Here is a 24,589-nt window from a genome sequence, read left to right on the forward strand (position 1 = left end):
AATGAACCAGTGGCAAACCATTTGTGAAAAGTCTGACTTGGTCAAAAACACCGGCGTGTGCGCGTTGTTGGAAGACAAGCAGGTGGCGGTATTCCTTTGTGGCCGAACAGACTCGCTATATGCGGTTGATAATTATGATCCAATCGGAAAAGCCAATGTGCTTTCGCGCGGAATGATCGGCTCGATAGGTGACAAAACAGTGATCGCCTCACCGCTCTATAAACAGCATTTCTGCCTGGATAGCGGTATTTGTCTGGAAGACGAAAACGTATCGATCGCCACCTACCCGGTCCGTTGTCATGAAGGTGCTGTGCAACTGAGTCTGGTTTAAATATTTATTCCCCTGATTAACCAATCAGGGGAAGTTAAAAGTTTTCAAATTAAGTCTGCTGTGATTCAAACATCATGGCACAGGGATTGTTTGTTTGAAGAGGAAGTCAATAATGTCATCTAGTGACAAGTTCAATATATTTTCCTTTACCGGAAAAATGAAAATTCTCCATTTAAGTTGGTTCGCGTTCTTTATTACCTTTGTGGTGTGGTTTAACTTTGCGCCATTGCTGCAATCGGTAAAAGAATCGCTCGGCCTAACCACCGCAGAAATTAAAACTCTGCTTATTCTCAACGTTGCTTTTACCATTCCAGCGCGTGTTTTAATCGGCATGCTCACGGATAAATATGGCCCGCGGCTAATCTACTCCTTACTGCTCGCTATCTGTTCCATCCCTTGTTTTGTTTTCGCACTTTCAGATAGCTTCGTTCAGGCTGCCATTGCCCGTTTTGCACTGGGTCTTATCGGTGCAGGCTTTGTTATCGGTATCCGTCTGGTGTCTGAGTGGTTCCCACACAATGAACTGGGCACTGCAGAAGGTATCTACGGTGGCTGGGGTAACTTCGGCTCAGCAGCCGCTGCATTCACCCTGCCAACCGTGGCTGTGATGTTCGGCGGTGAAGATGGCTGGCGTTACGCTATGGGTATCACTGGCTTGATGAGCCTGGCTTTCTCTTTCGTGTTTTATCGCAACGTGACAGACACGCCAAAAGGTGCAACCTACTACAAACCAAAGAACGGCGGTGCCATGGAAGTCACCTCAAAAGGCGATTTCTACCTGCTGCTATTCATGAAAACCCCAATGTACGGCGCACTGGCACTGCTGGCTTGGAAGCTTTCGCCAAGCGGTATCGGCATGTTCTCTGATGCGGCCGTGTATGGCATCTACGCGGTACTTGCAGGCATTTACCTGTTTGATGCTTCCCAAGTTTGGAAAGTGAACAAGCACGTCTTTAAAGAAGAGGTGCCAGAAATTCACCGCTACCAATTTAAGCAGGTTGCTGTTCTGAATGTGCTGTACTTTGCGACCTTTGGTTCTGAGCTTGCTGTGGTTTCAATGCTGCCACTGTTCTTCTCTGAAACCTTTGAGCTGACGCCAGTTGTGGCGGGTATGGTGGCATCCGCTTATGCCTTCATGAACCTGATGTCACGTCCTGGTGGCGGCTGGTTGTCTGATAAATTCGGTCGTAAACCAACACTGCTTATCCTCACTGCGGGTCTGGCATTGGGTTACTTCGTGATGGGTCAAGTCGACAGCGCGTGGCCAGTTTGGCTGGCGGTTGTAGCGGCAATGGGTTGTTCGTTCTTCGTACAATCCGGTGAAGGTGCAGTATTTGCGGCTGTGCCACTGATCAAACGTCGCATGACGGGTCAAATCGCAGGTATGACAGGTGCTTATGGTAACGTGGGTGCTGTAACTTATCTGACGATTTTGTCGCTCGTTGATTACAGCACTTTCTTCTACATCATTGCAGGCACCGCGGTTCTTGGCTTTGTGACGCTACTCTTTATGGAAGAGCCGTCAGGCCAGATTGCTGAAGTGAATGATGATGGTTCAATCACCATGATTGATGTGGCGAAAGCATAAGTATGAAACCAGAGTTTCATGAACAGGCAGCGTCGTATGGCGCTGCCGGCACTGAAAACGGGGAGACGCAGGAAGCGGCTTCCCGTTTGATCGTTCGTGCTGGTGGCAGCTCGGTTGCAGGGCGCAAGCCACCTAATCAGGACGCTTTTGCTGTTTACTTGCCCAAAAAGGCAAGTGAGCTGAAACACAAAGGTGTAGTAGCGGCGATAGCGGATGGTGTCAGCACCAGTGAAGTCAGTCAGAAAGCCAGTGAAATGGGCGTGACTGAATTCGTCAACAACTACCTCGACACGCCGATTACCTGGCCAGTGAAAGATGCCGCTGGCAAGGTGATGAAATCCCTCAATTACTGGCTTTACCATCATGGACAACAAGCGGGCACGCAAGCCAGTGCCATGGTGGCTGCTTTTTGCTCGGTGATTGTGAAATCGAATACCGCCCATGTTTTTCATGTCGGCGATTGCCGCGTTTACCTTTGGCGTCAGCACAGGCTGACCCAGATTACGCAGGATCATCGTCACTACCAAAGTAAAAGCCAGCACCACTTAACCCGCGCGCTGGGTATCGATAGCCACTTGAATGTGGATTATCAGCCCGTAGCACTTGAGCGCGGTGATCTGCTGTTTCTCGCGACAGATGGCATTCATGACACCATGACAGAGCGGGAAATCGCTCAGCGTCTCTACGCGTCCGATACCACATCTGATCTAGAGCATTTAGCGGCATCGTTTGTTGATGATGCTTATAAGCTGGGCAGCGATGACAACATCACTTGTCTGTTGCTAGCTGTCGATTCGCTTCCCGCTGCGACCTATGGCGAAGCGCTTCGCGATTTATCAGAAAGAAAAATTCCGCCTGTTCTGAAAGAAGGGCAGAAGATTGACCAGTACATCGTGGCGAGGGTGCTTTACAGCGGAAGCCGGAGCCATATCTACCTGACGCGAAGTGACTTGGATGGCCGTCAGTATGTATTGAAAATGCCATCGCTCAACTTTGCGGATGATGCGGTTTATCTTGCGGGCTTTATCCGGGAAGGGTGGATTGGTGAGCAGGTGAAATCACCCGGCGTGATGAAGATACATCCGCCATCGAGTTATTCGCCATACCTCTATCATGTCTGCGATTACATCGAAGGTGTCACACTCAGACAATGGATGATCGATAATCCAACGCCGACGCTCACTCAGGTTCGTACGCTGGCAAAAGGGGCTATTCGAGCGGTTCGGGTGCTTCAACGCCTTTCGGTGGTTCATCGCGATATCAAACCGGATAATCTCATGGTCGACAAAGACATGAATGTGACTTTGATTGACTACGGCACTGCTCAATCAGCAGGCTTGGAAGAGTTAATGGGGAGTGAGGAAGAAGGATATCCAGTCGGTGACTTAAACTACGCGGCACCGGAATACCTCAAAGGCAACAAAGCCAATTTCTCTTCTGACTTATTTTCATTAGGTATGACAGTTTATGAGCTTTTGACCGGACACCTGCCTTACAAAGCAGTGAATGCCTCCAACCCCAGAGCGGCAAACCGACAAAACTATGTGCCAGCAACGGTCTATTGTCCCGGTGCCCCGGATTGGTTTGATGAGGCGCTCAAAAAAGCCTGTCATCCTATCCCGAAAGCCCGCTATCAGGCACTTTCAGAATTTGAACAGGATTTGATGAAACCTAACCCTGCGTTTAAATCTTCCAATGAAAACAGGCCGCTTTTAGAAAGCGACCCGTTGCGTTTCTGGAAAGGACTAAGCCTTATCCTGTTCCTGATTGTTCTGGTGCAGTTTATTTTTCTTCTCGGTTAGCGCGCCTGTGAAATCAAATCTTCCACTTCGTCTTCATGAATCGGGCGAACAATGCGGTCAACTTCCAACCCATCCTGAAGAAGGATCAGTGTTGGCCAGAGCTTCACCTTAAAGGCTCGACCTAAAGGCTTGCCCTTACCGTCATAAACTTTGGTGTGAGGGAAAGACTTTGGCCCCAACACGGCTTTTACTGCGGGTTCAGCCGCTTGGCAGTGCCCACACCAGGGTGCACCAAACTCCAAAATAGATACACCCTTCTGGTCGGTGACATCTTCAAAAGAGGGGGCATCTTCACTGTATTCGGGATTGAAGCCTGTTTCTGTAGCGCGTATCGACATACTGTCCTCCATGACAAGATGAAAAAGGGCCTAGCTAATAGACCCGCTCTGACAGCATATTACGTCCAGCGTTTAATCGCATCCGCCGTGTCACTTGGATTGGTATTGAAGCAAATCGTTGCTTGTGGCGCCGCTTTGTGTACTGCATTCACCAGTTTTTCAAACACCAGAAAATGGTCATCATCGCGACGGACGCCTGCGCCAATCAGCACGCAGTCATAAGGTTTGCCAGTTAGTGCTTCAGTTGCTGCATCAAAAGCGGTTTCACCGTCACGGATGTAGTGCAGGTCGACAGCATATCCGAGGGTAAGAAGCCTATCGCGATCGCCTTCCAGTGCCGCGCGGAGCTTTTCCGCTGTCATATCTGGCCATTTATCGTAGTTCACCACATCCGGATGCCAGCCAAACAGTGCCACTTTCTTGTTATCCATCGTATCTCTCCTTGTATTGTTCTTCGCTAATGTATCGTGGGAGAAGAACATACACTGTTCTAAATACGATAAAAAAAGCGAGCAGACCGACGACTGGCTACCTGCTCGCAAGGTTGTTTGGGTATAAACAGCTCGTGTTTGATATGGAACTAAGTGAGGTCTCGAAGTGGTTCCCATTCACCGTCGTTGTCACGTGAACGAACCGCTGCATAAACAAATGCCATGCCGTATGCGCCGTCCTGGACGGTTGGGTTCCACAGGCTCAGTGGTTCTGGGGTTTCGCCTGTCAGATCATCAACGATGTTGGAGGCAAAGTCGTAGTAGAGGTTGGCAAATGCCTCGCGATAGCCCTCCGGGTGACCGATAGCGACATGGGAAACGCGCTCACCTGCACCGGACAAGCCTTTGCCACCTTTTGTCAGCACGTAAGCGGGTTTATCGATAGGGCGGACTGTTAGCTCATTAGGCTGTTCCTGATGCCATTCCAAGCCGCCTTTGGTGCCGTAAATGGTAAAGCTCAAACCATGAACACCGCCGGCTGCTGCTTGTGTGACCCAGAAGATGCCGCGCGCGTTATTGGGGTAGCGAAGCAATATTCCGCAGTAATCATCTGCCGTGCGTCCATCGACCAATGCCGTTACGTCTGCGCTCAATGAACTGGCTTCCATACCAGCGACATAGCTGGTCAGGTGATAGCTATGTGTCGCGATATCACCAAGGATCAGAGAAGGGCCAGCAAGCTCTGGCTTCATATGCCAGTTAGAGCCAGCAAGCTCAGATTCTGTCAGCTCTGCTAAATGCCCCTGAACGTAATTGCTTTGCACCATGGTGATGTCACCGATCACACCCTGCGACACCATTTCACGCGCTTGACGGACCATGGCATAACCGCTGTAGCCGTAGGCGACGCAATAACGCTTACCCGATGCATTAACCCGCTTGACCAAGTCAGCAGATTCATCTTCAGTCATGGTCAGAGGTTTTTCGCAGAACACGTTAAAACCAGCATCTAATGCGCGGCATGAAAGCTCATAGTGACTGTTGTTGGGCGTCATGATGGCGAGTGCATCTATGGGCTCATCCGCCGCAGCTTCTCCTTCAAACAAGGCATCTGGGTCGCCATAAGGACGCGCGATACCCATGGATTTACCAGCAGCAATTGAGCGCTCTGGGTTTGAGGAAAACACACCCGCGACAACATCAAACTCTTCATGCATGGTGGCAGATGAGCGGTGAATGGAGCCGATAAAGGAATCTGGCCCGCCGCCTATTACGCCGAGTCTCAAACGTCGCCCGAGCTTCTTATACGCCTTGCTCATCGTCACTCCTTATCTGCTGCCAGGAGCGTGAGCACTCGCATGGCTTCTTGCTTCAGTGCAGGCATGGCTTTGCCCGCGAAATATTGTTTATCAAATTTATTCGGTTCTTCAGCCATGGCTTCACGAATTGCGTTGCCAAAAGCCATTCTAAGTGTCGTTCCTACGTTGAATTTACCGATTCGACGTGTTTTGAGTTCGCGAAGATCAGCTTCAGTGATACCTGTGGTGCCGTGGATCACCAGAGGCAAGTTGGTGGCCGCTTCGATCTCATCAAGCAGGGGGAAATTAATTGGGCTTCCCGCTTCTGTCATGCGATGGACATTACCCACTGAAATCGCAAGCACATCAATACCGCTTTGCCCGGCGTAAATCCGTGCTTCTTCCGGGTCGGTAAATTCGGATTTGATGTGGTCGCGACCTTCCTGATAAGGCACAGAGCCAAGTTCACCTTCGACGGAAACGCCGACTGCATGGGCGGCGTCAGCGACCGCTCTTGTCCGGCGGATATTTTCTTCGAGAGGTAATTGTGAGCCATCAAACATCACCGAACTGAATCCGGCGTGAATGGCGCGGTACACGATGGCTTCGTCATAGCAATGATCGAGGTGAACCACCACAGGTACAGAGCTGGCCCGTGCCATTGGGAGCAGCATGCCTGCCATAGATTCCACACCAGCGAGATCCACCATGTCTTTGTTCACGGCGAGTATCACGGGTAGGTTCAGTTCCTCAGCGGCGGCGATAATCGCCTGTGCTTCTTCAATACCAAACACGTTACAACAAGGCACCGCGCCTTGGGACGACGCGGCTTCCGGCATAAGGTCGTTCAGGGTAACTAGCATCCTTGTCTCCGTTATTACTAGATTACTAGGGGCAATGAACCCTAAGCGTTACTTGAACTTGGCGACCATGTCTTTGATGCCGGGAATCGTGTGTACCTGATACTCATGGTGAGGGTCGAAGTACTGCACGAGAGACTTACTCTTTTCGCCGACAATGATGGTGAAGTAGTACATTTCATAACCCGGTGCGGCGACAGAAGGGTGATAGCCCTTGTCTATGGCGATGACACTTCCGGTTCTAACGTGGTAGACAGGTCCGTAGTCGTCTTCGTGCTCATATAGGAATTGTGCCCCAAACCCGTGACCCGGATTGAATCTGAACTGGTACACCTCTTCGTAACGCGTTTCTTGCGGCGGCCGTTCTTCATCATGTTTGTGGGGAGGAAATCCTGACCAACCTCCTGCGCCGACAGTAAACAGTTCGCTGACGAGCAATCTTCCGCGTTGGTCTGCGTTTTTCTGTCCGAGGATATGTTTGATTTTTCTGTGTGTTTTGGTGTCATCGCTGCCGTATTGCACTTTGTCTGTGTCTTCGGGCTGGATGGCGAATGGGGTGAGTTTTTCGCTGTTTTCTTCCGGCTCATAACGTCCTCCGGCAATCAATACATCGGCATTCTCTGAAACACAGGTAATGGTGGCTTGGCTACCTGCAGGCACATAGACAGCGGCGGGATCACCATCCCAAACTGATGCACGTTTGCCTATGCTGCTGAATGTTTCACCATCCACGGTGATATCGCAGGTGCCTCCAGCCAAGACCACGGCTGATTCGTATTCGTTAAGTTGGTAGCTGTACTGCTCGCCCGAAGCCAGTTTGACCGGGTTGAAATAGCAGAGGGGGGTGGTGTCGTCATTGATCCCGATAACTGGCTCGTTACGGTTATCAAATGGCGCTATGTGTTTTCCCATGGTTAACTCCTTTTACCCAATTAGTGGCACTGTCACTTATCATCAGCGAAGTGATAGTCCCGGCTGCGCATGAACGCCTGAAGTGGTGCGAGAGAAGACATCGCATCTGCGCAGGTATCGCCCGTGACATTAATGGCAGCATTGGCTGCGCCCATTGCCACGGCGTCTTGTAAACAATATTGATTTAGCAGACCAAAAAGCAGGCCGGCAGCAAAGGCATCACCAGCACCGTAAGGTTTGCGCGCTTCCACTTTGAATATAGGTTGAGACAGGCTGGCGAGATTGTTATCGCTATCCAACCCAAAGACATCACACCCTTCAGCACCGCCTTTTACGATGACCAGCTCTGCACTGCCACTTAACAGCTCTGATGCCGCACTGACATGGCTGTCTTCAACGTCATGTGGAATGCCCATTACCTCGAACTCTTCGCGATTACCAATCACCACGTCGCAGAAAGAAGCGGCAAGACGGTAGAAGTGAGGAGGATCCTCAGGAAAGGCCCACGAGTAAGGGCGGTAATCCAAGTCCAGTACGACTAAGGTGCCTGACAGTTGTGCCATTTGCATCGCGCAGAACGTGGCCTCTCGAGAAGGACTTGAAGAGAGGGCGGTACCTGAAACAAACAGACATCGGGCGTTGCTGAGGTAGCTGCTGTCTATGTGTTCAACACAGAGCGCAAGGTCAGCCGCGTTATTACGGTAAATCACCACCTCTGGTTCCGGGCGCAGTTCTGCCACCGCAAGGCTGGTGCGGTATTCGCCGGTCAGCGTGGTGACACCGTCAAGGTTTACGCCTTTGTTTTCCATGTAATGACGGACATAACGCCCCTGAGCATCATCCGTCAGACAGGAAATAAAACCTGCTTTGGCGCCAAGTTCCGCAAGACCAATCGCTACATTCGCAGGCGATCCGCCGACGCATTTTTTGAAGCTGGATTCAGCGTTGAAGTCTGCACCGTCCGTATTGCCGTAGAAGTCGACCCCAGCGCGGCCCAGACAAACCACGTCTATCGGACGGTCGCTGTTGGCCTGCCAATCTGAAAGGTGAATGGAATCAGTCATAGTCCACCCAAACGGCACCGTTATCGGCCGACTTCACACAGGCATTCACCATCTTCACACCATCGATACCGCCGTCGATATCTGGGTACCAATGGCTTTCAAGGAAGGCTTTGTCATTGCGGTTGTAGGCATCAATCGCAAGTGCGTAGCGGTGATAAAGATTTGCCCAGGACTCGAAGAAACCTTCAGCATGACCACCACCTTGACGATTGGCGGAAACGCCAGGGTCATCGTTGTGCAGGTAGCCCATACCACGTTCAAGAATACGGACAGGTTCCCCCTGAACTTCATAGCGAAGCTGGTTTGGATATTCATCCCACCATTCGAGGCTAGCTTTCTCGCCGACAATGCGGACTTTCTGCTGGTGCATCGAGCCGCTGTTGATGGCGCTCGCCCAAAGTGTGCCAACCGCTCCACCTTCAAATTGGAACACCACATGGGCGTTGTCTTCCAATGGCGCGCGGGATTCGATAAAGCTCTGGCGTGAACACATCAGGGACTTCACTTTTAGCCCAGTGATCATGCCAGCCATGTAAAACGGATGCGTGCCGCAATCGCCAATAATGAAACTTGGTCCGGACACCTCTGGGTTCATGCGCCATTTTGCGCCCGGGCTGTTTTTCTCAATCTCGGTGTTGTGGAAACCGTGGGCGAAAGACATCTGAATAACACGCACGGCGCCGATGTCACCGCGACGCACCATTTCTCGTGCCTGATGCACCATCTGGAATCCGGTGTAACCGTACATCACCGCCAGCATCTTGTTTTGCTTTTCTGCCAAGGCTTTCAGTTCAAGCGCATCTTCAACGTGGATAGTTGCTGGCTTTTCACAAATGACGTGCAAACCTGCTTCCAGCGCTGCTTTGGCAATTTCATAGTGAGTAGAGTTCGGCGTGGCGATAGATACAGCCTGAATCCCATCTTCGCGCTTGGCTTCTTCTGCAAACAGGGTTTTGTAGTCGGGATAGCAGCGCTCGGGAGCAAGACCCAGCTTGGTCCCGAAGTCACGTCCACGTTCTGCATCCAAATCCAGTGCCGCTGCAACAAAGGTAAACAGACGGTCACGCTGGGCAGCAGCGCGGTGCGAGTAACCAATCTCGCTACCGCGTCCGCCGCCAACCATTCCCCAACGGATCGGTGCATCTAGCTGGAATTCTTCGTTAAACATGCGTGTTCTCCTTGTTTTTATTACACGCCACGACGCTGATTAACGCGTCCCTGTTCCCAGTTATCCCGGGCTTTGATGATATTTGGATCGTCAGAGACTTCCGACAGACCGACTTCCCACCAGGCATCACAAGACGACCATTTGGTATCGTCGATGTCGACGACCAATACATAGGTGCGGTCTGCAGCTTTGGCACGTTCGAAAGCAGCATCAAAATCGCCCAAGCTGGAGACTTTCTCTGCATGTGCGCCCAAGCCTTTTGCATGACTGACAAAATCTACGCGCGGGAGGTCGTAATCACGCTCTGTGGTACAGTCTTCCAACTGGTTGTTGAAAGCGGTGTTACCTGTGTTGGTTTGTAACTTGCGGATCACTGCGAAACCGCCGTTATCACACACCACCACAATCATCTTGTGGCCGGTCAGTACAGAGCTGTAGATGTCGGAATTCATCATCAGATACGAACCATCACCGACCATCACAATAGATTCATGGTCTGGTCTGGCAATCTTGTTGCCCCAGCCGGCGGCGACCTCGTAGCCCATGCAGGAGAAACCGAATTCCACATCCAGCGAATACGGATAGGTCGCCTGCCAGTTCATGTTGATTTCGGCTGGCAAACCGCCGGCGGCCGTAATAACGCGGTCGCCCTCGTTGATAAGACCATTCACCTTACCAACGACTTGCGCATACGAAGGCAAGGTTGTCTCTGCAAATGCCGTGCGGCCGTTAACGATATCTGTCCACGCCGCTTTTTCAGCCTTACCTTTTTCAACCCATGCAGCATCCGTCATCCAATCACCGAGTTTGGCATCAAGCGGCTCAATAGTGTCTTTCGCGTCAGCAATGATGGACTGCGCCATGTGCTTGTTGGCATCAAAACGGCCAGCGTTGATGCTGATAAGTTTCATGCCTGGGTCTCGGAACAGAGTCCATGAACCCGTTGTGAAGTCTTGCAAACGGGTGCCAATGGCGAGCACTAAATCCGCGTCGTTACACATGTGGTTGGCACTGTCTGACCCTGTTGCGCCAATCGGGCCGCAATTCAGTGGATGATCGTCTGGCAACAAAGTGCGGCCTGCGATGGTTTCCACTACCGGGATTTGGTGTTTCTCGGCAAAGGTAATCAAGGCGTCACGTGCGCCGGAATAGAACACACCGCCGCCAGCAATGATCAGCGGCTTCTTGGCAGTTTTCAGCGCTTCAACGGCTGCGTCTAAATCCACTTCTTCTGGCTGTGGACGACGAATACGGTGAACTTTGGGTTCGAAGAAGCTTTCAGGGAAGTCCCATGCCTGACCTTGCACATCTTGCGGAAGGGCAATCATCGCGGGCCCACAATCGGCAGGGTCTAGCATAGTCGCAATCGCTTGAGGCAATGCAACAGTCAGTTGCGACGGCGCATTGATTCGATCCCAGAAGCGGGTAACGGATTTGAAGGCGTCATTCACCGTCAGTGAAGGATTAGCAAAGTGTTCCGTTTGCTGAAGCACTGGGTCAGGTAAGCGGGACTGGAATGTATCGCCGCAAAGTAAAAGTAAGGGCAGGCGGTTAGTGTGTGCAACGCCTGCCGCTGTCACCATGTTTGCTGCGCCAGGACCTACCGACGAGGTGGCAATACCGATGCGCTGGCGCTTGTGAGCACGGGCATAGGCTACTGCAGCCAGCGCCATGGATTGCTCATTCTGTCCCCGCCATGTAGGGAAGACAGACTGGTTCTCATACAGCTGTTGCCCCAGACAGGTCACGTTACCATGGCCAAATATCGCAAAGGCGCAGCCAAACAAAGACTCCACCTTCCCATCAATCTCGATTTGCTGTGCGGCGAGGTAGCGCACCAACGCCTGAGCAGTAGTTAGCCTTATGGTTCCCATCCTTGCTATCTCCAATAATTTTCCTTGTTTGATGAAATAGTAGTCATGTAATGAAAATGTTTTCAAATGGTGAAAGCTAAAAAATCAGATTTAGCGCTCATTTTTCATTCTATAACGCCAATCGCCCGCAAAAAGCCCACTTTTGAGACGCCGTTTGGTTTGACAAAGTGAAATCATTACCATAGATGTTTAAAAAGTGTTAACGAAAAGTTTAATTATCGAAAGATTAAATCGTTTGGCGTTTGAAACGGGTTTAGCCGCGAAGCGTTAAACAGGGATGGAACATTGAATCAAGGAGACATTGCCTTGGAACTGAAAATAGCCAACGCACCATGCTCATGGGGAATTGAGTTTGCTGACAACCCGGCAAACCCAACATGGCAAACCGTATTGGATGAGATTGCTGGTGCTGGGTACGGGGCAACCGAGCTGGGGCCATTAGGTTACCTGCCGACCGATAAAGCTGCACTCAACGAGGCATTGTCAGTACGTTCATTGGGTTTGATTGCGGGTACTTTGTTCGTGCATTTGCACAAGCCGGAAGAACGCGATGCGATTCTGGAGAAAACCCACGTGACTTGCCAAATCCTGAAAGAGCAGGGCGCGGATTTTCTGGTGGTGATTGACCACGTTTCATCACCACGCACCGATCAAGCGGGTCAGGTAGAAACGGCAACACGTCTGAATGACGAGCAATGGGCGGAGATGATGGAAACGCTGCGTGGTGTAGGCACTGTGTGCGCGGAATATGGCATCACGCCAACGCTTCATGCCCATGCTGGCACTTACATTGAATACCGCGACGAGCTGGATAAAGCCATGCGTGACTTGCCGGCAGAGCTGATGTCGTTGTGTGTGGATACCGGTCACTGCGTCTATGCCGGCATGGACCCGAGTGAAGTGCTCCGCACCTACAAAGATCGCGTTAAGTACCTGCATTTCAAAGATATTAACGCCGACGTGCATGCGGTATCCGTCAAGGCTGGCACGGATTTCTATACTGCAATAGGGAATAACATTTTTTGTCCGTTAGGGCAGGGTTGTGTCGATTTCGACGAGGTAAGACAAACACTTATCGATATTGATTTTAACGGTTGGGTCACGGTTGAGCAGGACACTGACCCGGCAGCGAAAAGCGATGCGAAAACTGATGCCGAGAAGAGCAGAGCTTTCATTGAGAAAGCGGTGATCGCGAAAGTTGCTTAAACGCAAGTGAGAGAAAGCTGTCATCCGGCAGCAAGGAATCGGGCGAAAGCCCGAATACAGCAAGGAATTTGGAGGCAAGTATGTCGGTAAAAGAAGCCGAATCAGGGACAGATTCAAAACCGCTCGCACCGGGAGATGAGCGGGTTCGTAAAGTTTCAACGCTCAATCGTATGTTATCCCGCCCGGAACTGGGTTCTGTATCCGGTGCTATTCTGGTATTCGCGTTCTTCGCACTCGTCGCCTGGGATTCAGGCATGTTCAACGCTGATGGTGTCGTCAACTGGACGGTGGTGTCAGCGCAGCTCGGTATTATCGCGGTCGGTGCATGTTTGCTGATGATCGCCGGCGAATTCGACCTTTCCATCGGCTCAATGATTGGCTTTGCCGGGATGATGATTGCTATCCCTGCCGTATATTGGGGTTGGCCAGTCTGGGCTGCAATCCTATTTGCCTTTGTTGGCGCGATGGCCGTGGGCTTTATCAATGGCTACATCGTGGTTCGTACCGGGCTACCGTCTTTCATTGTTTCCCTCGCTTTCCTCTTCATTCTGCGTGGTCTGACAATCGCACTGTCTATTGCGTTGACCAATAAAACTATCATTTCTGGCGTAGGTAATCTGGCAGAAGGTGATTGGCTGGCTGCCATGTTTGGCGGCGAGATAGGGACAGGGCTATTTAACTGGCTTGGTAGCGCGGGGTGGATTGAAACCTACTCTGACGGTACGCCAGTAGTCACTGGCATCCCAATGGTCGTGGTGTGGTGGTTCTTGCTGACCGCTGTGTGTTCCTTCGTGCTGCTGCGCACCCGTTTCGGTAACTGGATTTTCGCTTCTGGTGGTGATGCCAACGCGGCGAAAAATGTGGGTGTACCGACTGACCGCGTGAAAATCCTGCTGTTCATGTTCACCGCATTCTGCGCAACGGTGTTCGCCGCTTGTCAGGTATTGGAGTTTGGCTCCGCAGCGGCTGACCGTGGTCTCTTGAAAGAATTCGAAGCCATTATCGCGGCGGTTATCGGTGGTGCACTGCTGACTGGCGGTTATGGCTCAGTCATTGGGGCTTTCTTCGGCGCATTGATTTTCGGTGTGGTGCAGATGGGTATCTTCTTTACAGGCGTGGATTCTGACTGGTTCCGCGTATTCCTCGGCGTGATGCTTCTTATCGCGGTGCTGTTTAACAACTTTATCCGCAAGAAAGTCACGAGCGCCCGCTAAACGCGGATCAGGAAACGGAATTCAGGAGAAAGACAATGGCAGAGAACGACAATTTTATCCTCGAACTGAAAAAAGTAAGCCGTTACTTCGGTTCGGTGATTGCCCTGAAAGATATCGATATGCAGGTGAAGATGGGTGAGGTGCACTGTCTGTTGGGTGACAACGGCGCAGGTAAATCTACCCTGATTAAAACCTTGGCAGGGGTGCATAAACCGTCAGAAGGTGAGTTCCTGATGAACGGTAAGCCTACCACCTTCGAATCGCCACGTGATGCGCTTGATGCGGGTATTGCGACCGTTTATCAAGACCTTGCGCTGGTTCCTTTAATGAGTGTTACGCGTAACTTCTTCATGGGTCGCGAGCTCACCAAGAAAATTGGCCCCTTTGAAGTGTTCGATACCAAAAATGCCAACGAAATTGCGAAGGCAGGTATGAAGGACATGGGGATCGACGTGCGTGACCCTGAGCACCCGATTGGCACAATGTCGGGCGGTGAGCGTCAGTGTCTGGCGATTGCGCGTGCAATTCACTTCGGTGCGAAAGTGCTGATCCTCGATGAGCCAACCGCAGCACTGGGTGTAAAGCAGTCTGCCAATGTGCTCAAAGTCGTTGCAAGGGCGCGCGGCAAAGGCCTTGCCGTCATCCTTATTACGCACAACGTTCACCATGCTTACCCCATCGCTGACCGTTTCACGCTGCTTAACCGCGGTAAGAGTCTGGGTACTTGGTTGAAGAAAGATGTTACCCGTGAAGAAATCCTCGAGATGATGGCTGGCGGACAAGAGCTGGAATCACTCGAAGCAGAATTGGCTGAATTCCAGCGGGCAGATGCTGCCACTGCGGATTAGGCTTTTAGTAAGAAGAGTTAACGTGACGGGGCAGTTCGCTGCCCAACCCTTAGCTGTAACCGGGTGGGCAGCTGTACAGCTCGCCCCATGGATACAATAAATAATATAACTTGGAGACACCGGATGAATACCCTACTTAAATCTGTAGCAAAGAGAGCGTCCGTCCTTGTGTTAGCAATGGCAGCCAGTTTGGCCGCAATGCTGCCAGGTACTGCACTCGCCGACGGTGAGCGCTTTGTCCTGATCAGCCACGCACCGGACTCAGATTCTTGGTGGAACACCATCAAGAATGCGATTGGTACAGCGGGCGAACAGCTCAATGTAGAAGTGGAATACCGTAACCCTACTACCGGCGACTTGGCTGACATGGCTCGCATCATCGAGCAGGCCGTTGCGTCCAATCCTGACGGTATTATCACCACCATCGCGGACTATGAAGTGCTGAAAGGTCCACTGGAAAAAGCGAAGAAAAAAGGTATTCCTGTTGTCACCATCAACTCGGGTACTCACCAGCAAAGTGAAGACGTGGGTGCAATTCTCCACGTTGGACAACCAGAATATGATGCGGGTTACGGCGCAGGTAAACGCGCTAAAAAAGACGGCGTGAAAAGCTTTGTCTGTGTTAACCACTACATCACCAACCCAGCCTCTGTAGAGCGTTGTCAGGGTTTTGCTGATGCATTGGGTGTGGAGCTCGGCAGCCAGATGATCGATGTGGGTCAGGATCCAACAGGCATCGAGAAGAAAGTGTCTGCTTACCTGCGCGCGAATCCAGATACAGAAGCCGTGCTGACACTGGGTCCAACATCTGCTCACCCAACTATCCGTGCATTGGATAAAAGCCGTCAGCTGGGCAAAATCTACTTCGGTACCTTTGATTTGAGCGGCGAAATTGCTCAGGGCATCAAAGACGGTCACATCCAGTGGGGTATCGACCAGCAGCCATTCCTGCAAGGTTATGTGCCTGTTATGGTGCTGACTCTGTACAACCGTTACGGTATTTCTCCATCTAACAACATCAACTCTGGTCCAGGTTTCGTGACTAAAGAGAACGTTGAGTTGGTAGAAAAACTGGCTGGCGAATATCGCTAACCATGAAAAGCGCCCGGCAACCCTCCGCCGGGCGCGCTCTTTTCAGACTTTCTTCACTTGAAATTGTCTGAACCTGACCAGCACTTTTAGTCATTTCTAATGAAAAGGCGTCAGCCCAGCTTGTGCAGCTGAAAACATTTTCATTATTATGGTGTTGCGCCTGGGGCTATATACCTGAGGGCGAGGGAACGACATTGTAAGCAGGAAAGCGTATGACGAAAGAAACCAATGTTGCCGTTGCAGCAACACAGATTCAGAAAAAACGTAAAGTCACTGTCGTTGAAGTGGCTGAAGCGGCAGGCGTTTCTGTCTCTGCGGTCTCCCGAGCGTTTAATCCTGATGCGAGTATCTCCAGACCACTGCGCGAAAAAGTCTTTAAAGCGGCAGCGTCGTTAAACTACAAACCGAACCGTTTGGCGAGGGGGATTAAATCCCGCTCCAGTCTTGTCGGCATTCTGATGACCGACTTCAACAACCCGTTTTATCTGCCCATTCTTTCCCGCTTTACCACTGAAATCCAAAAGCGTAACTGCCATAGCCTTCTTATCCACGTCGATGGTGAGATGGATATTCAGGAAGCCGTCGAGCTGGTGATGGAATACAACGTTGATGGCCTAATCATCACGTCGGCATCACTACCGCAAGAGCTTGTTGATGCGTGCCACTCCCAGAATACACCGGCAGTTATCTTTGGTCGCGACTCCAGTGAAAACAGTGTCACTGTAGTGAGTTGTGACAATGTGCTGGCAGGTAATATGGCGGCAGATATGCTGCTCGATGCTGGCTATACCAAACCGGCTTTTGTAGCGGGACCGATTGGTACTTCAGCGACGATTGATCGCCAACGCGGTTTTATTAGCCGTTTGATGGAGCGTGGCTGCAACCAATGGCAAGTCGTGGAAGGCGGTGAGTTCAGCTACGACGCTGGCTACGATGCCACCTTGCGTATTTTCCAGCACACAGAAAAGCCAGACGCGTTGTTTTATGCCGATGACATCATGGCCTGTGGTGGTATGGATGCATTACGTTATGAACTTGGCCTGAGTGTGCCTGAAGATATTGGCGTTGTTGGCGTCGATGATATTCGTCTTGCGAAAAGCCGCTCCTACAACCTTTCTACGATTCGTCAACCGAACGAGCAGATGATTCAAAGCACCATTGATGCCTTGTTCGAACATATTGCTGATCCACATTTACCGCCACAATCTATTACCTTGCCATGTGAGGCGGTGGTACGTGGTTCAACGCAAAAGACGCGCACTTGATATCGGTGTAAACTCTGCCCAGTACCTAAAGTCAATAGACCTTAAAAAGCATGAACCCTTCACTCCGTTATTTGGGTGGTTACCCTGAAAACCTTATTGAACAAGTTTCCCGTTTGATTGAAACCGGCAAACTCGGCGCGTGGCTGGAACAGCGCTACCCACACAAGCACGACATCAAGTCTGAAAAAGCGCTTTATGATTACGTGCAGGAGATAAAGAACCAATACCTGAAGAAGTCTTCGCCGATCAGTAAAGTGGCCTATGATGGCAAAATCCATGTGGTGAACAATGTGCTTGGGCTTCACAGCTTTGTGTCACGCGCTCATGGCGGAAAGCTAAAAGCCAAGAATGAAATCCGCATAGCGTCGATGTTCAAGGACGCGCCAGAGCCTTTCCTTCGAATGCTGGTGGTTCACGAACTGGCTCACTTGAAAGAGAAAGACCACAATAAAGCCTTCTATCAGCTTTGTTGCCATATGGAGCCGGATTATCACCAGTTGGAATTTGATGCGCGCTTGTATCTGATTCACATGGAAAGCCAGAAAAACGCGCTGAAATAGCGCGTTTTTGCCATCTATGGAATTATTGGATAGAAAACCGCCCAACGATTTGATTGACGTTATCGGTGATTGCGGTGAGGCCATGCGCTTCTTTTGATAGTTTCTCAGCGCCGGAAGCCGTGCTCTTACCCAAGTTATTTAAATGTTCTACGGACAGATTAATGTTTGTTACGACAGTATTTTGCTCTTCGGCAGCGACCGCAATCTGGTGGTTCATGTCTCTGATACTGGTAACGGTGCTGGAGATGGTAGTGAGGGCGTCACGGGCCTTATTCGCTTTTTCATACGTCGCGTTAGCTTCATTAGCACTCACTTGCATAGATTCAACAGAACGCTTCGACTCGCTTTGTAGTCGTGAAATCAGCTCCTGAATTTCTTCTGTGCTTTGCTGAGTGCGACTGGCAAGGCTTCGCACTTCGTCAGCAACGACGGCAAAACCACGACCTTGCTCACCAGCCCGGGCTGCCTCAATAGCAGCATTAAGAGCGAGTAGGTTGGTTTGCTCTGCGATTCCCCGGATGGTATCTAAAATGCAGCCCACATTATTCGTTTCAACTTCAAGGTTGGCGATCACCTGGCTCACTTCGCCAATGTTACCCACGAGATTTTCAATGCTGTTTTGCGTTGCCTCCAACGTGGATTGGCCTTCATGGGCAGCATTGTCAGCTTGATTGGAAAGATCAGAAGCATACTGCGCATTCTGCGCGATATCCTTCACCGTACTGGAAAGTTCATTTATCGCAGTTGCGGTCTGATTGAGTTGTTCAGCCTGTGACTCTGAGTTTCGAGCCGTTTCATCGGTTACCTCTACCAGTGTGGTTGACGCGACATTCAGGGATTTCATTGATTGAGAGAGTTGCTTAATGATATCCCTGAGGTTTACTGTCATTTCCCGCATTGCTGCGTAAATACCCGTCACCTTTTTCTCTGGTGAGAGCTCTTTCTTGAGTATACCCTCAGCAATTTCCCGTGCCATGGCCTCTATTTTTCTGGGCTCGCCACCAATAGGTCTACGGATGGTTTTAGTCACAAAAACGCTGAGTAATATGCCAACAAAGATGGCGATACCAGAAACAACAAGCACTGCTGTTAAAGCATTACCACTTTTTTCTATTGTTTGTTCGCCTAAAACATTCTGAGACTCGAGCGACGACATTTTGTAGTTAGTCAGATTTCCTGTGACTTGTGGCCCTACAACATCGATGACTTTAAAGACGCGGTTCGTGCCTTCTTTTACGATTTTTGCGATGTCTTGTAGTGCAACAATATAGTCCATATGGGCATCAGCAAAAGCGTTTAAAAGTTCGTCCTCCTGACCCGCCAAAATGCCTTCTAGCGAAATAAAAGGTTGGAGCGCCGCATTGAGCTCGAGCAGTGCAGTATTCAAGTCTTGAGGGGAGTAGCTAATGAGGTATTTTGCGGTGAAAAGTCGTCCCAAGAGCAGTTTTTCCTGAACTTCAGAAGCGAAGAAAATGACCTCTACATCGCCGATGGCTTTGGCATTTGTCATGATCTGTTTGGTGGTCTGATACATACTCAGGCCATTGGGGTCTAGGCGTTGCTTGACGACATTATTCATGTCCTGAAAATCTTGTACCACTAACGCAAAAGTTTGTGCGTATTCTTCCAGCAAGGTCTGTGACTCTTCTAGCCAAGCCTTGCGCTCTGAATCGGTCTCATTTGCTAGGATGAAGGCTATCTTTTTTTCCACCTTAGTCAGCTTTTCCCCGACCAAGGTAGCATCTTCCGGGTTTTGCGTTTTAAAAAATCTTTGAGCGACAACACGGGCATAGAGTAGGGCAGACTGAGCTTCCGCTGCATGGTTAGAGTTTATCGCTAATGCATGATACTGGCGGGTATTCGTGTAACTATTTGACAAGCCATTGTAGCCAACGACTGATACTACGAGTAGCAAAGCAAGGACGGCTGAGAAAGACAGGGTCAATTGCTTCGCAAGTGTAATTTTGCCTAGCATGGGTCTCTCCTAAATTGGCTGGCACCTCTGCAAGAATTGCGAGCTTCCGCTTTTGTGAGAAGGTCTTGATTCCGGGTTATGCAAAAAAGGCTTACTGACTTAACACTCGGTCGTAATACCAATAACGCGCAGCGAATCTTCAATCCAACAAAAGTGAAACAATCAATCAATAAGTGATTCACATGCGAGTCGCGTGGTTATGGTTTTTTTACAGTTATGGGAGTCACGGTGAGATGTGGAGGAGTACATTCCGAAGTTTATAACCGGAAGAGGCTTGCATTGCTCAACGAATTAGCCCCCGGAGGAGGGGGCTAATTCATTACATGGAGAAGAAGTGCGATGGGTTAACCAATCGAGAATTTACCCACGATCTGGTTTACGCCGCTGGTAATCGAAGTAAGTCCGTGGGCTTCTTTCGAGAGTTTGTCTGCACCGGACGCCGTGCTCTTACCCAGCTCATTCAACTGTTCGACCGCTTGGTTAATGCTGGTCACCACAGTGTTCTGCTCTTCTGCTGCGACCGCGATTTGATGGTTCATGTCACGGATGTTCGATACCGACTCTGTGATAGAAACCAGTGCATCGCGGGTTTTGTTTGCTTTTGTCGATGTCTCTTCCGCTTCAGATGCGCTTTTACGCATGGATTCTACCGAACGTTTGGATTCGCTCTGCAAACGGGTGATCAGCGTCTGGATCTCTTCTGTGCTCTGTTGGGTACGGCTGGCGAGGCTTCTTACCTCATCAGCAACCACCGCAAAGCCCCGTCCTTGTTCACCGGCTCGGGCAGCCTCAATCGCGGCATTCAGTGCCAGCAGGTTAGTCTGCTCTGCAATGTCACGGATAGTATCCAGAATACTGCCAACGTTTTTGGTTTCGTTTTCCAGGTTCTCAATAATCTGACTAACTTCACCAATGTTACCCACAAGGTTTTCGATACTCTGGCGGGTATCATCCAACACACTCTGGCCTTCCTGTGAGTAACGATCAGCTTCATTGGCCACATCAGACGCACGCTGCGCATTTTGGGCGATGTCATCCACCGTAGAGGTTAACTGATGCATCGCGGTTGCGGTTTGACCGAGTTGGTCTGCCTGAAGCTCAGAATTTCTGGCTGTTTCCTCAGTGACGTTGACCAAGGTGCCGGAGGCATTGTTCAGAGTATTCACTGAGCTGGACAACTGGCCGACAATCTCTTTGAGGTTGCTGTTCATATCGCCCATGGCGGCAAAGATGCCTGTCGGCTGACCTTTGCTATCGAAAGACTGGGTCAGATCGCCGGTTGCAATGTTACGGGCAAGCTGTTCAATCTGTCTTGGCTCACCGCCAATAGGTCTCCGGATTGCACGCGTGACCATAATGCTCAGGAAAACCCCCACCAAGACGGCAACGGCAGAAACGATAATCACCGTTTGAACTGAAGACTGGCTGTCAGACTGAGCCTCCGGCCCCAGGGTATCCTGAGCGGCGCGAATGGATGATTTAAAGTCGTTAAAGTTGGTCGTCACCTGCGGACCAATCACATCAAGAGTATTCGAGATACGCTCGTTTCTCGCATTGATAATTTCTGCGGTTTTCTGAAGTGCTGAAATGTATCCAAGATGCGCATCAGAAAATTCGTTCACCATTTGCCGCTCTGCGGAAGAAACCAACAGGCGTTTGAGGTTGTTGAGGGGAGCGACGACATTGTTAAGTTCAGTCAATGAACGGTTCAAATCGTCATCAGAGTTACTGATCAGGAACTTGGCGGCAAAAAGTCTTCCCAGTAGGAGCTTCTCTTGAGCTTGGGCTGCATAGAACAGTGAATCAACTTCACCGTCCGATGATGAGTCCTCAATGATTTTTGTCATCGTCTGGCGCATCTTAAGGCCGTTAGGATCTAACTCCTGGCTGACTACCGCGTTTCGGTCTGCAAAGTCTTTAACCACCAAAGCAAAAGTTTCACCGTATGTGGCCATCAGTTTTTTGGACTCGCTGAGCTCATTGATGCGGTTCTGGTCAGTTTCATTAACAAGGATCTTTTCGATGACTTCGTCAATGCGAGTAAGCTCATTCTCGACCTTGTCAATTTGGGCTGGGTCTTGGGTCTTCAGGAACTTTAACGCTGCAAGTCGGGCGCTGAGTAGTGCCGACTGTGCCTCGCTTGCTTCATTGGAACTTCTCGCTAAGCCGCGGTAATCGGTGAAATTCTTGAAGCCTTCAGACAGACCACCATAACCCACGACAGATACAACAAGCAGCAGTGCGATGACAGCTGCAAAAGATACGGTAAGTTGCTGTGCAAGCTTAAGTTTGCCTAACATCTTAGCCTCCCGCTAAATGGCATTAATACAAGTCGCACAAAGCGACGCATGCTTGAACGTGCGTATCACTCCAGTCGCTACCGACTAAGGCTAACAAACCTCAAGCGCACAGATACGGTTTTCTCTCCTTGAAAGGCACGTACTGACAAACTGCTTTTTTTGCTAGTCAATGAAAGGCATTGAGTTATTTGTCAGTTATTAAACAGATAGTTCAATAGTGAGCTGCCTTCCATAGTGTCTGACACTTTTGGTGCGCTGATGAGTGGAGATGAATGAGAGGGCGTCAATCGAAGAAATCGTGAGTATCCCGGAATTTCGGCGTTGATTGATGCTTAATGCGCGCGATATTGATGATATTCGTCGAAACTAATCAGCACAAATTACATGATGATTACATCGCCTTCCACTGTCGAACTTCTGTACAGTAAAGAAAAAACTTTATTAAAAAATGAAGCAAAAAAGCCGGGGAAGTTCCGGCCATGTCAGTCGGCAAAAGGAGATGCGATGTCAGAAGATAATTTCACCTATTTCTTAAAACGGGCTTTGGTTCTGGGGTTGCCACTTGCTCTACAAAGTTTGTTATTCAGCAGTGGCGGTTTCATCGACAACCTAATGGTCAGCCAGTTGGGTACCGAAGAAGTTGCAGCGTCAGGTATTGGCGCTCGTGTATTTTGGTTTACCGGTATCTTTATTTGGGGAACAGGCACCGGCATGGGAGTGCTACTTGCCCAATACTGGGGGGCCAATGATGCAGAAGGATTGAGACGCAACTTTGCACTAGGCGCATTAGTGGCGTCTTTGGCTTCGTTTTTGATTTTCCTGTTCTGTTGGACATCACCGGAAGTGGTACCAGCTATGTTCAAGGTAGAAGGTGAAACAGCCGCGCTCGCAACCGAATACCTTCAAATCATCAGTATTGCACTTCTGGTCGCAGGTCCTTCCATTGCGATGGATGCCGCGTTGCGCGCTCTGGGGAAAACTCAAACTACCTTCTACATGTCCTTCATTGAAATCGCGCTCAACATTGTATTGAGTTTCATCTTAATCTTCGGTTACTTTGGTTTACCCGCGATGGGGTTAGCAGGAGCGGGATGGGGAACCGTGATCGCCCGTTTGTTCCGTGTTGTCATGTCTCTCCTGGTCATTATTCTCTACAACAAGGTGTTGATTCTCGGCCCCGCTGATTTCAGATTCAGAAAATCCACTTTCCAGAAATATGTGAATGTGACTGCACCTGTGATTGTTGGCAGCCTTATCTGGAGTGGTGGCATCTTTACGTATCAATTGATCATGGGTCGTATCGGTGAAAATGAACTGGCAGCAATGGCAATCATTTCTCCCCTTGAAGCCATTACTTTATGTGTTGCTTCGGGTTTGTCGGGCGCAACGGCGATTATTGTGGGTAATGCGCTTGGTGCAAATAAGCTTGAAACCAGCGAGAAATACGCAAGGTATGCACTCAAAACGGCTGTGTTAACTGGGCTGACAGCATCGGCTCTTATCCTGATGGCGCAAAGTTATATTTTGTCTCTATATACCCAGGTGAATGACGATGTTCTGGCATTGGTGTCACTTTGCTTCCCTGTTCTCGCCATCAGTGCCTTAGTCAGAAACATCAATATTACTTTGATTGTGGGCGTACTCAGGGCAGGTGGTGATGCCAAATTCTGCATGAACATGGATGCGGTTTGCCAGTGGGTGTGGGCAGTACCAATGACCGCCATCGCAGCGATGTGGCTGGAACTACCGCTACCTTATGTATTTTTGATGATGACATCTGAAGAAATCGTGAAGTTGTATCCCACCATCAGGCGTGTGTTTGGAAACAAATGGGTAAACAACCTGACAATTGAAAAAACCGTATAAAAACAGCGGCATATCTATTAATAAAGTACGATCTAAATGATCGTACTTTTTAATTGTTTAAATATGAATTCTATAATTCTAAGTATTGATAATGTGTTTTATATTTATGTCATGAATAATGAATTTTAAATAAATCCTTACCGAGATTTATTCTAATTCACTAATATTTGGTATTTTTTCACTCCAAACTATCCTTCTTAAATCATTCTGTTCTAATTTATTTCTCATGCTTAGGTTTGATATTTTTATTAACCTTTAAGCCCTTGTTTGCTCACTTATTTGAATGCGTATAAAACATTTACACCGTGGCTAACTTGTAATTTAGATGTCTCTAAAGTGAGTTGAAACACTTGGCTGTTTGATAGAGCAGCATGGCGATGTTGATAGCGGCAACGATGATTGCTTCCCACGGTGTGTGACTGGAACAACTGCATTTTGTATTTGCAACGCACAAGGATGTTTCCCTCAAATTTGTATTGTTGAGAGGCACATCTTTTCGGTTGGAGAAAGGCCTTTCCTGACCATGTTCTTATGCCAAATAGCAGCAACCATGCCCCACAAAGAAAAACAAATAACATCTTTCAAATTAAGGCAATA

Annotated in this window: 20 protein-coding genes; 10 read left to right on the forward strand and 10 right to left on the reverse strand. The window is 49.7% G+C overall.

The features are described from left to right. Position 1 precedes the first annotated feature (1 nt). From nirD to RN22_RS18480, 3 genes are all read left to right on the forward strand, one after another. Complete coding sequence (gene nirD / locus RN22_RS18470; RefSeq protein ID WP_046306533.1) at positions 2–331, forward strand: nitrite reductase small subunit NirD; 330 nt, start codon at positions 2–4, stop codon at positions 329–331. Between the two features lie 112 nt (positions 332–443). Then, positions 444–1,919, forward strand: a complete 1,476-nt coding sequence (locus tag RN22_RS18475; protein ID WP_046306535.1) for a NarK family nitrate/nitrite MFS transporter — start codon at positions 444–446, stop codon at positions 1,917–1,919. 2 nt (positions 1,920–1,921) lie between these two features. Beyond that, the gene (locus RN22_RS18480; protein WP_046306537.1) at positions 1,922–3,721 is read left to right on the forward strand and encodes a bifunctional protein-serine/threonine kinase/phosphatase; all 1,800 of its coding nucleotides are present in this window, start codon (positions 1,922–1,924) and stop codon (positions 3,719–3,721) included. On the opposite strand, the gene RN22_RS18485 is transcribed toward RN22_RS18480, so the two are convergent. From RN22_RS18485 to iolD, 8 genes are all read right to left on the reverse strand, one after another. After that, positions 3,718–4,059, reverse strand: coding sequence for a thioredoxin family protein (locus tag RN22_RS18485; RefSeq protein WP_082111438.1), 342 nt, complete (start codon positions 4,057–4,059; stop codon positions 3,718–3,720). The genes RN22_RS18480 and RN22_RS18485 overlap by 4 nt on opposite strands. Positions 4,060–4,118: 59 nt before the next feature. Next, on the reverse strand, positions 4,119–4,490 hold the full coding sequence (locus tag RN22_RS18490; RefSeq protein ID WP_046306539.1) for a hypothetical protein: 372 nt from the start codon (positions 4,488–4,490) through the stop codon (positions 4,119–4,121). Between the two features lie 149 nt (positions 4,491–4,639). Further along, on the reverse strand, positions 4,640–5,809 hold the full coding sequence (locus RN22_RS18495; protein ID WP_046306541.1) for a Gfo/Idh/MocA family protein: 1,170 nt from the start codon (positions 5,807–5,809) through the stop codon (positions 4,640–4,642). A 2-nt stretch (positions 5,810–5,811) separates the two neighbouring features. Beyond that, positions 5,812–6,651 (reverse strand): class II fructose-bisphosphate aldolase, encoded by an 840-nt coding sequence (locus RN22_RS18500; protein WP_046306543.1) that lies wholly within the window; start codon positions 6,649–6,651, stop codon positions 5,812–5,814. 48 nt (positions 6,652–6,699) lie between these two features. After that, positions 6,700–7,560: a 5-deoxy-glucuronate isomerase gene (locus RN22_RS18505; RefSeq protein ID WP_002540173.1), complete on the reverse strand. Its 861-nt coding sequence runs from the start codon at positions 7,558–7,560 to the stop codon at positions 6,700–6,702. Positions 7,561–7,592: 32 nt separating this feature from the next. Next, positions 7,593–8,624, reverse strand: a complete 1,032-nt coding sequence (gene iolC / locus RN22_RS18510; RefSeq protein ID WP_046306545.1) for a 5-dehydro-2-deoxygluconokinase — start codon at positions 8,622–8,624, stop codon at positions 7,593–7,595. Further along, positions 8,617–9,792, reverse strand: coding sequence for a Gfo/Idh/MocA family protein (locus tag RN22_RS18515; RefSeq protein ID WP_046306547.1), 1,176 nt, complete (start codon positions 9,790–9,792; stop codon positions 8,617–8,619). Before RN22_RS18515 ends, iolC begins: the two co-directional genes overlap by 8 nt. Before the next feature lie 20 nt (positions 9,793–9,812). Further along, positions 9,813–11,666, reverse strand: a complete 1,854-nt coding sequence (gene iolD / locus RN22_RS18520) for a 3D-(3,5/4)-trihydroxycyclohexane-1,2-dione acylhydrolase (decyclizing) (protein ID WP_046306549.1) — start codon at positions 11,664–11,666, stop codon at positions 9,813–9,815. Positions 11,667–11,972: 306 nt separating this feature from the next. On the opposite strand from iolD, the gene RN22_RS18525 reads away from it, so the two are divergent. The 6 genes from RN22_RS18525 to RN22_RS18550 all read left to right on the forward strand — a co-directional run bounded on the left by RN22_RS18525 (position 11,973) and on the right by RN22_RS18550 (position 17,851). Further along, positions 11,973–12,872, forward strand: a complete 900-nt coding sequence (locus tag RN22_RS18525) for a TIM barrel protein (protein ID WP_046306551.1) — start codon at positions 11,973–11,975, stop codon at positions 12,870–12,872. 80 nt (positions 12,873–12,952) lie between these two features. Continuing rightward, positions 12,953–14,086 carry an ABC transporter permease gene (locus RN22_RS18530; protein WP_002540168.1) on the forward strand — a complete coding sequence of 378 codons (1,134 nt, stop codon included), beginning with the start codon at positions 12,953–12,955 and terminating at the stop codon, positions 14,084–14,086. A gap of 35 nt (positions 14,087–14,121) precedes the next feature. Next, entirely contained in the window at positions 14,122–14,934 is an 813-nt protein-coding gene (locus RN22_RS18535) for an ATP-binding cassette domain-containing protein (protein WP_046306553.1), read from the forward strand. 123 nt (positions 14,935–15,057) lie between these two features. Continuing rightward, entirely contained in the window at positions 15,058–16,026 is a 969-nt protein-coding gene (locus RN22_RS18540) for a sugar ABC transporter substrate-binding protein (protein ID WP_002540166.1), read from the forward strand. Positions 16,027–16,238: 212 nt separating this feature from the next. After that, positions 16,239–17,291: a LacI family DNA-binding transcriptional regulator gene (locus tag RN22_RS18545; protein ID WP_002540165.1), complete on the forward strand. Its 1,053-nt coding sequence runs from the start codon at positions 16,239–16,241 to the stop codon at positions 17,289–17,291. Positions 17,292–17,341: 50 nt separating this feature from the next. Continuing rightward, positions 17,342–17,851 (forward strand): M48 family metallopeptidase, encoded by a 510-nt coding sequence (locus RN22_RS18550; protein ID WP_046306555.1) that lies wholly within the window; start codon positions 17,342–17,344, stop codon positions 17,849–17,851. Positions 17,852–17,873: 22 nt separating this feature from the next. Here RN22_RS18550 and RN22_RS18555 read toward each other — a convergent pair whose 3' ends face one another. Further along, positions 17,874–19,826: a methyl-accepting chemotaxis protein gene (locus RN22_RS18555; RefSeq protein ID WP_046306557.1), complete on the reverse strand. Its 1,953-nt coding sequence runs from the start codon at positions 19,824–19,826 to the stop codon at positions 17,874–17,876. 344 nt (positions 19,827–20,170) lie between these two features. Then, positions 20,171–22,126 carry a methyl-accepting chemotaxis protein gene (locus RN22_RS18560; RefSeq protein WP_046306560.1) on the reverse strand — a complete coding sequence of 652 codons (1,956 nt, stop codon included), beginning with the start codon at positions 22,124–22,126 and terminating at the stop codon, positions 20,171–20,173. A 504-nt stretch (positions 22,127–22,630) separates the two neighbouring features. On the opposite strand from RN22_RS18560, the gene RN22_RS18565 reads away from it, so the two are divergent. Then, on the forward strand, positions 22,631–23,992 hold the full coding sequence (locus RN22_RS18565; RefSeq protein WP_046306562.1) for an MATE family efflux transporter: 1,362 nt from the start codon (positions 22,631–22,633) through the stop codon (positions 23,990–23,992). The last annotated feature ends 597 nt before the right edge of the window (positions 23,993–24,589 follow it).

The sequence above is a fragment of the Grimontia sp. AD028 genome, assembly GCF_000973155.1.
Classification (GTDB): domain Bacteria; phylum Pseudomonadota; class Gammaproteobacteria; order Enterobacterales; family Vibrionaceae; genus Enterovibrio; species Enterovibrio indicus.

Excerpts from the sequence above, each read along its gene's own strand:
- nirD (WP_046306533.1), top strand. The coding sequence starts at position 2 with ATGAACCAGTGGCAAACCATTTGTGAAAAGTCTGACTTGGTCAAAAAC.
- RN22_RS18475 (WP_046306535.1), top strand. The coding sequence starts at position 444 with ATGTCATCTAGTGACAAGTTCAATATATTTTCCTTTACCGGAAAAATG.
- RN22_RS18480 (WP_046306537.1), top strand. The coding sequence starts at position 1,922 with ATGAAACCAGAGTTTCATGAACAGGCAGCGTCGTATGGCGCTGCCGGC.
- RN22_RS18485 (WP_082111438.1), bottom strand. The coding sequence starts at position 4,059 with ATGTCGATACGCGCTACAGAAACAGGCTTCAATCCCGAATACAGTGAA.
- RN22_RS18490 (WP_046306539.1), bottom strand. The coding sequence starts at position 4,490 with ATGGATAACAAGAAAGTGGCACTGTTTGGCTGGCATCCGGATGTGGTG.
- RN22_RS18495 (WP_046306541.1), bottom strand. The coding sequence starts at position 5,809 with ATGAGCAAGGCGTATAAGAAGCTCGGGCGACGTTTGAGACTCGGCGTA.
- RN22_RS18500 (WP_046306543.1), bottom strand. The coding sequence starts at position 6,651 with ATGCTAGTTACCCTGAACGACCTTATGCCGGAAGCCGCGTCGTCCCAA.
- RN22_RS18505 (WP_002540173.1), bottom strand. The coding sequence starts at position 7,560 with ATGGGAAAACACATAGCGCCATTTGATAACCGTAACGAGCCAGTTATC.
- iolC (WP_046306545.1), bottom strand. The coding sequence starts at position 8,624 with ATGACTGATTCCATTCACCTTTCAGATTGGCAGGCCAACAGCGACCGT.
- RN22_RS18515 (WP_046306547.1), bottom strand. The coding sequence starts at position 9,792 with ATGTTTAACGAAGAATTCCAGCTAGATGCACCGATCCGTTGGGGAATG.
- iolD (WP_046306549.1), bottom strand. The coding sequence starts at position 11,666 with ATGGGAACCATAAGGCTAACTACTGCTCAGGCGTTGGTGCGCTACCTC.
- RN22_RS18530 (WP_002540168.1), top strand. The coding sequence starts at position 12,953 with ATGTCGGTAAAAGAAGCCGAATCAGGGACAGATTCAAAACCGCTCGCA.
- RN22_RS18535 (WP_046306553.1), top strand. The coding sequence starts at position 14,122 with ATGGCAGAGAACGACAATTTTATCCTCGAACTGAAAAAAGTAAGCCGT.
- RN22_RS18540 (WP_002540166.1), top strand. The coding sequence starts at position 15,058 with ATGAATACCCTACTTAAATCTGTAGCAAAGAGAGCGTCCGTCCTTGTG.
- RN22_RS18545 (WP_002540165.1), top strand. The coding sequence starts at position 16,239 with ATGACGAAAGAAACCAATGTTGCCGTTGCAGCAACACAGATTCAGAAA.
- RN22_RS18550 (WP_046306555.1), top strand. The coding sequence starts at position 17,342 with ATGAACCCTTCACTCCGTTATTTGGGTGGTTACCCTGAAAACCTTATT.
- RN22_RS18555 (WP_046306557.1), bottom strand. The coding sequence starts at position 19,826 with ATGCTAGGCAAAATTACACTTGCGAAGCAATTGACCCTGTCTTTCTCA.
- RN22_RS18560 (WP_046306560.1), bottom strand. The coding sequence starts at position 22,126 with ATGTTAGGCAAACTTAAGCTTGCACAGCAACTTACCGTATCTTTTGCA.
- RN22_RS18565 (WP_046306562.1), top strand. The coding sequence starts at position 22,631 with ATGTCAGAAGATAATTTCACCTATTTCTTAAAACGGGCTTTGGTTCTG.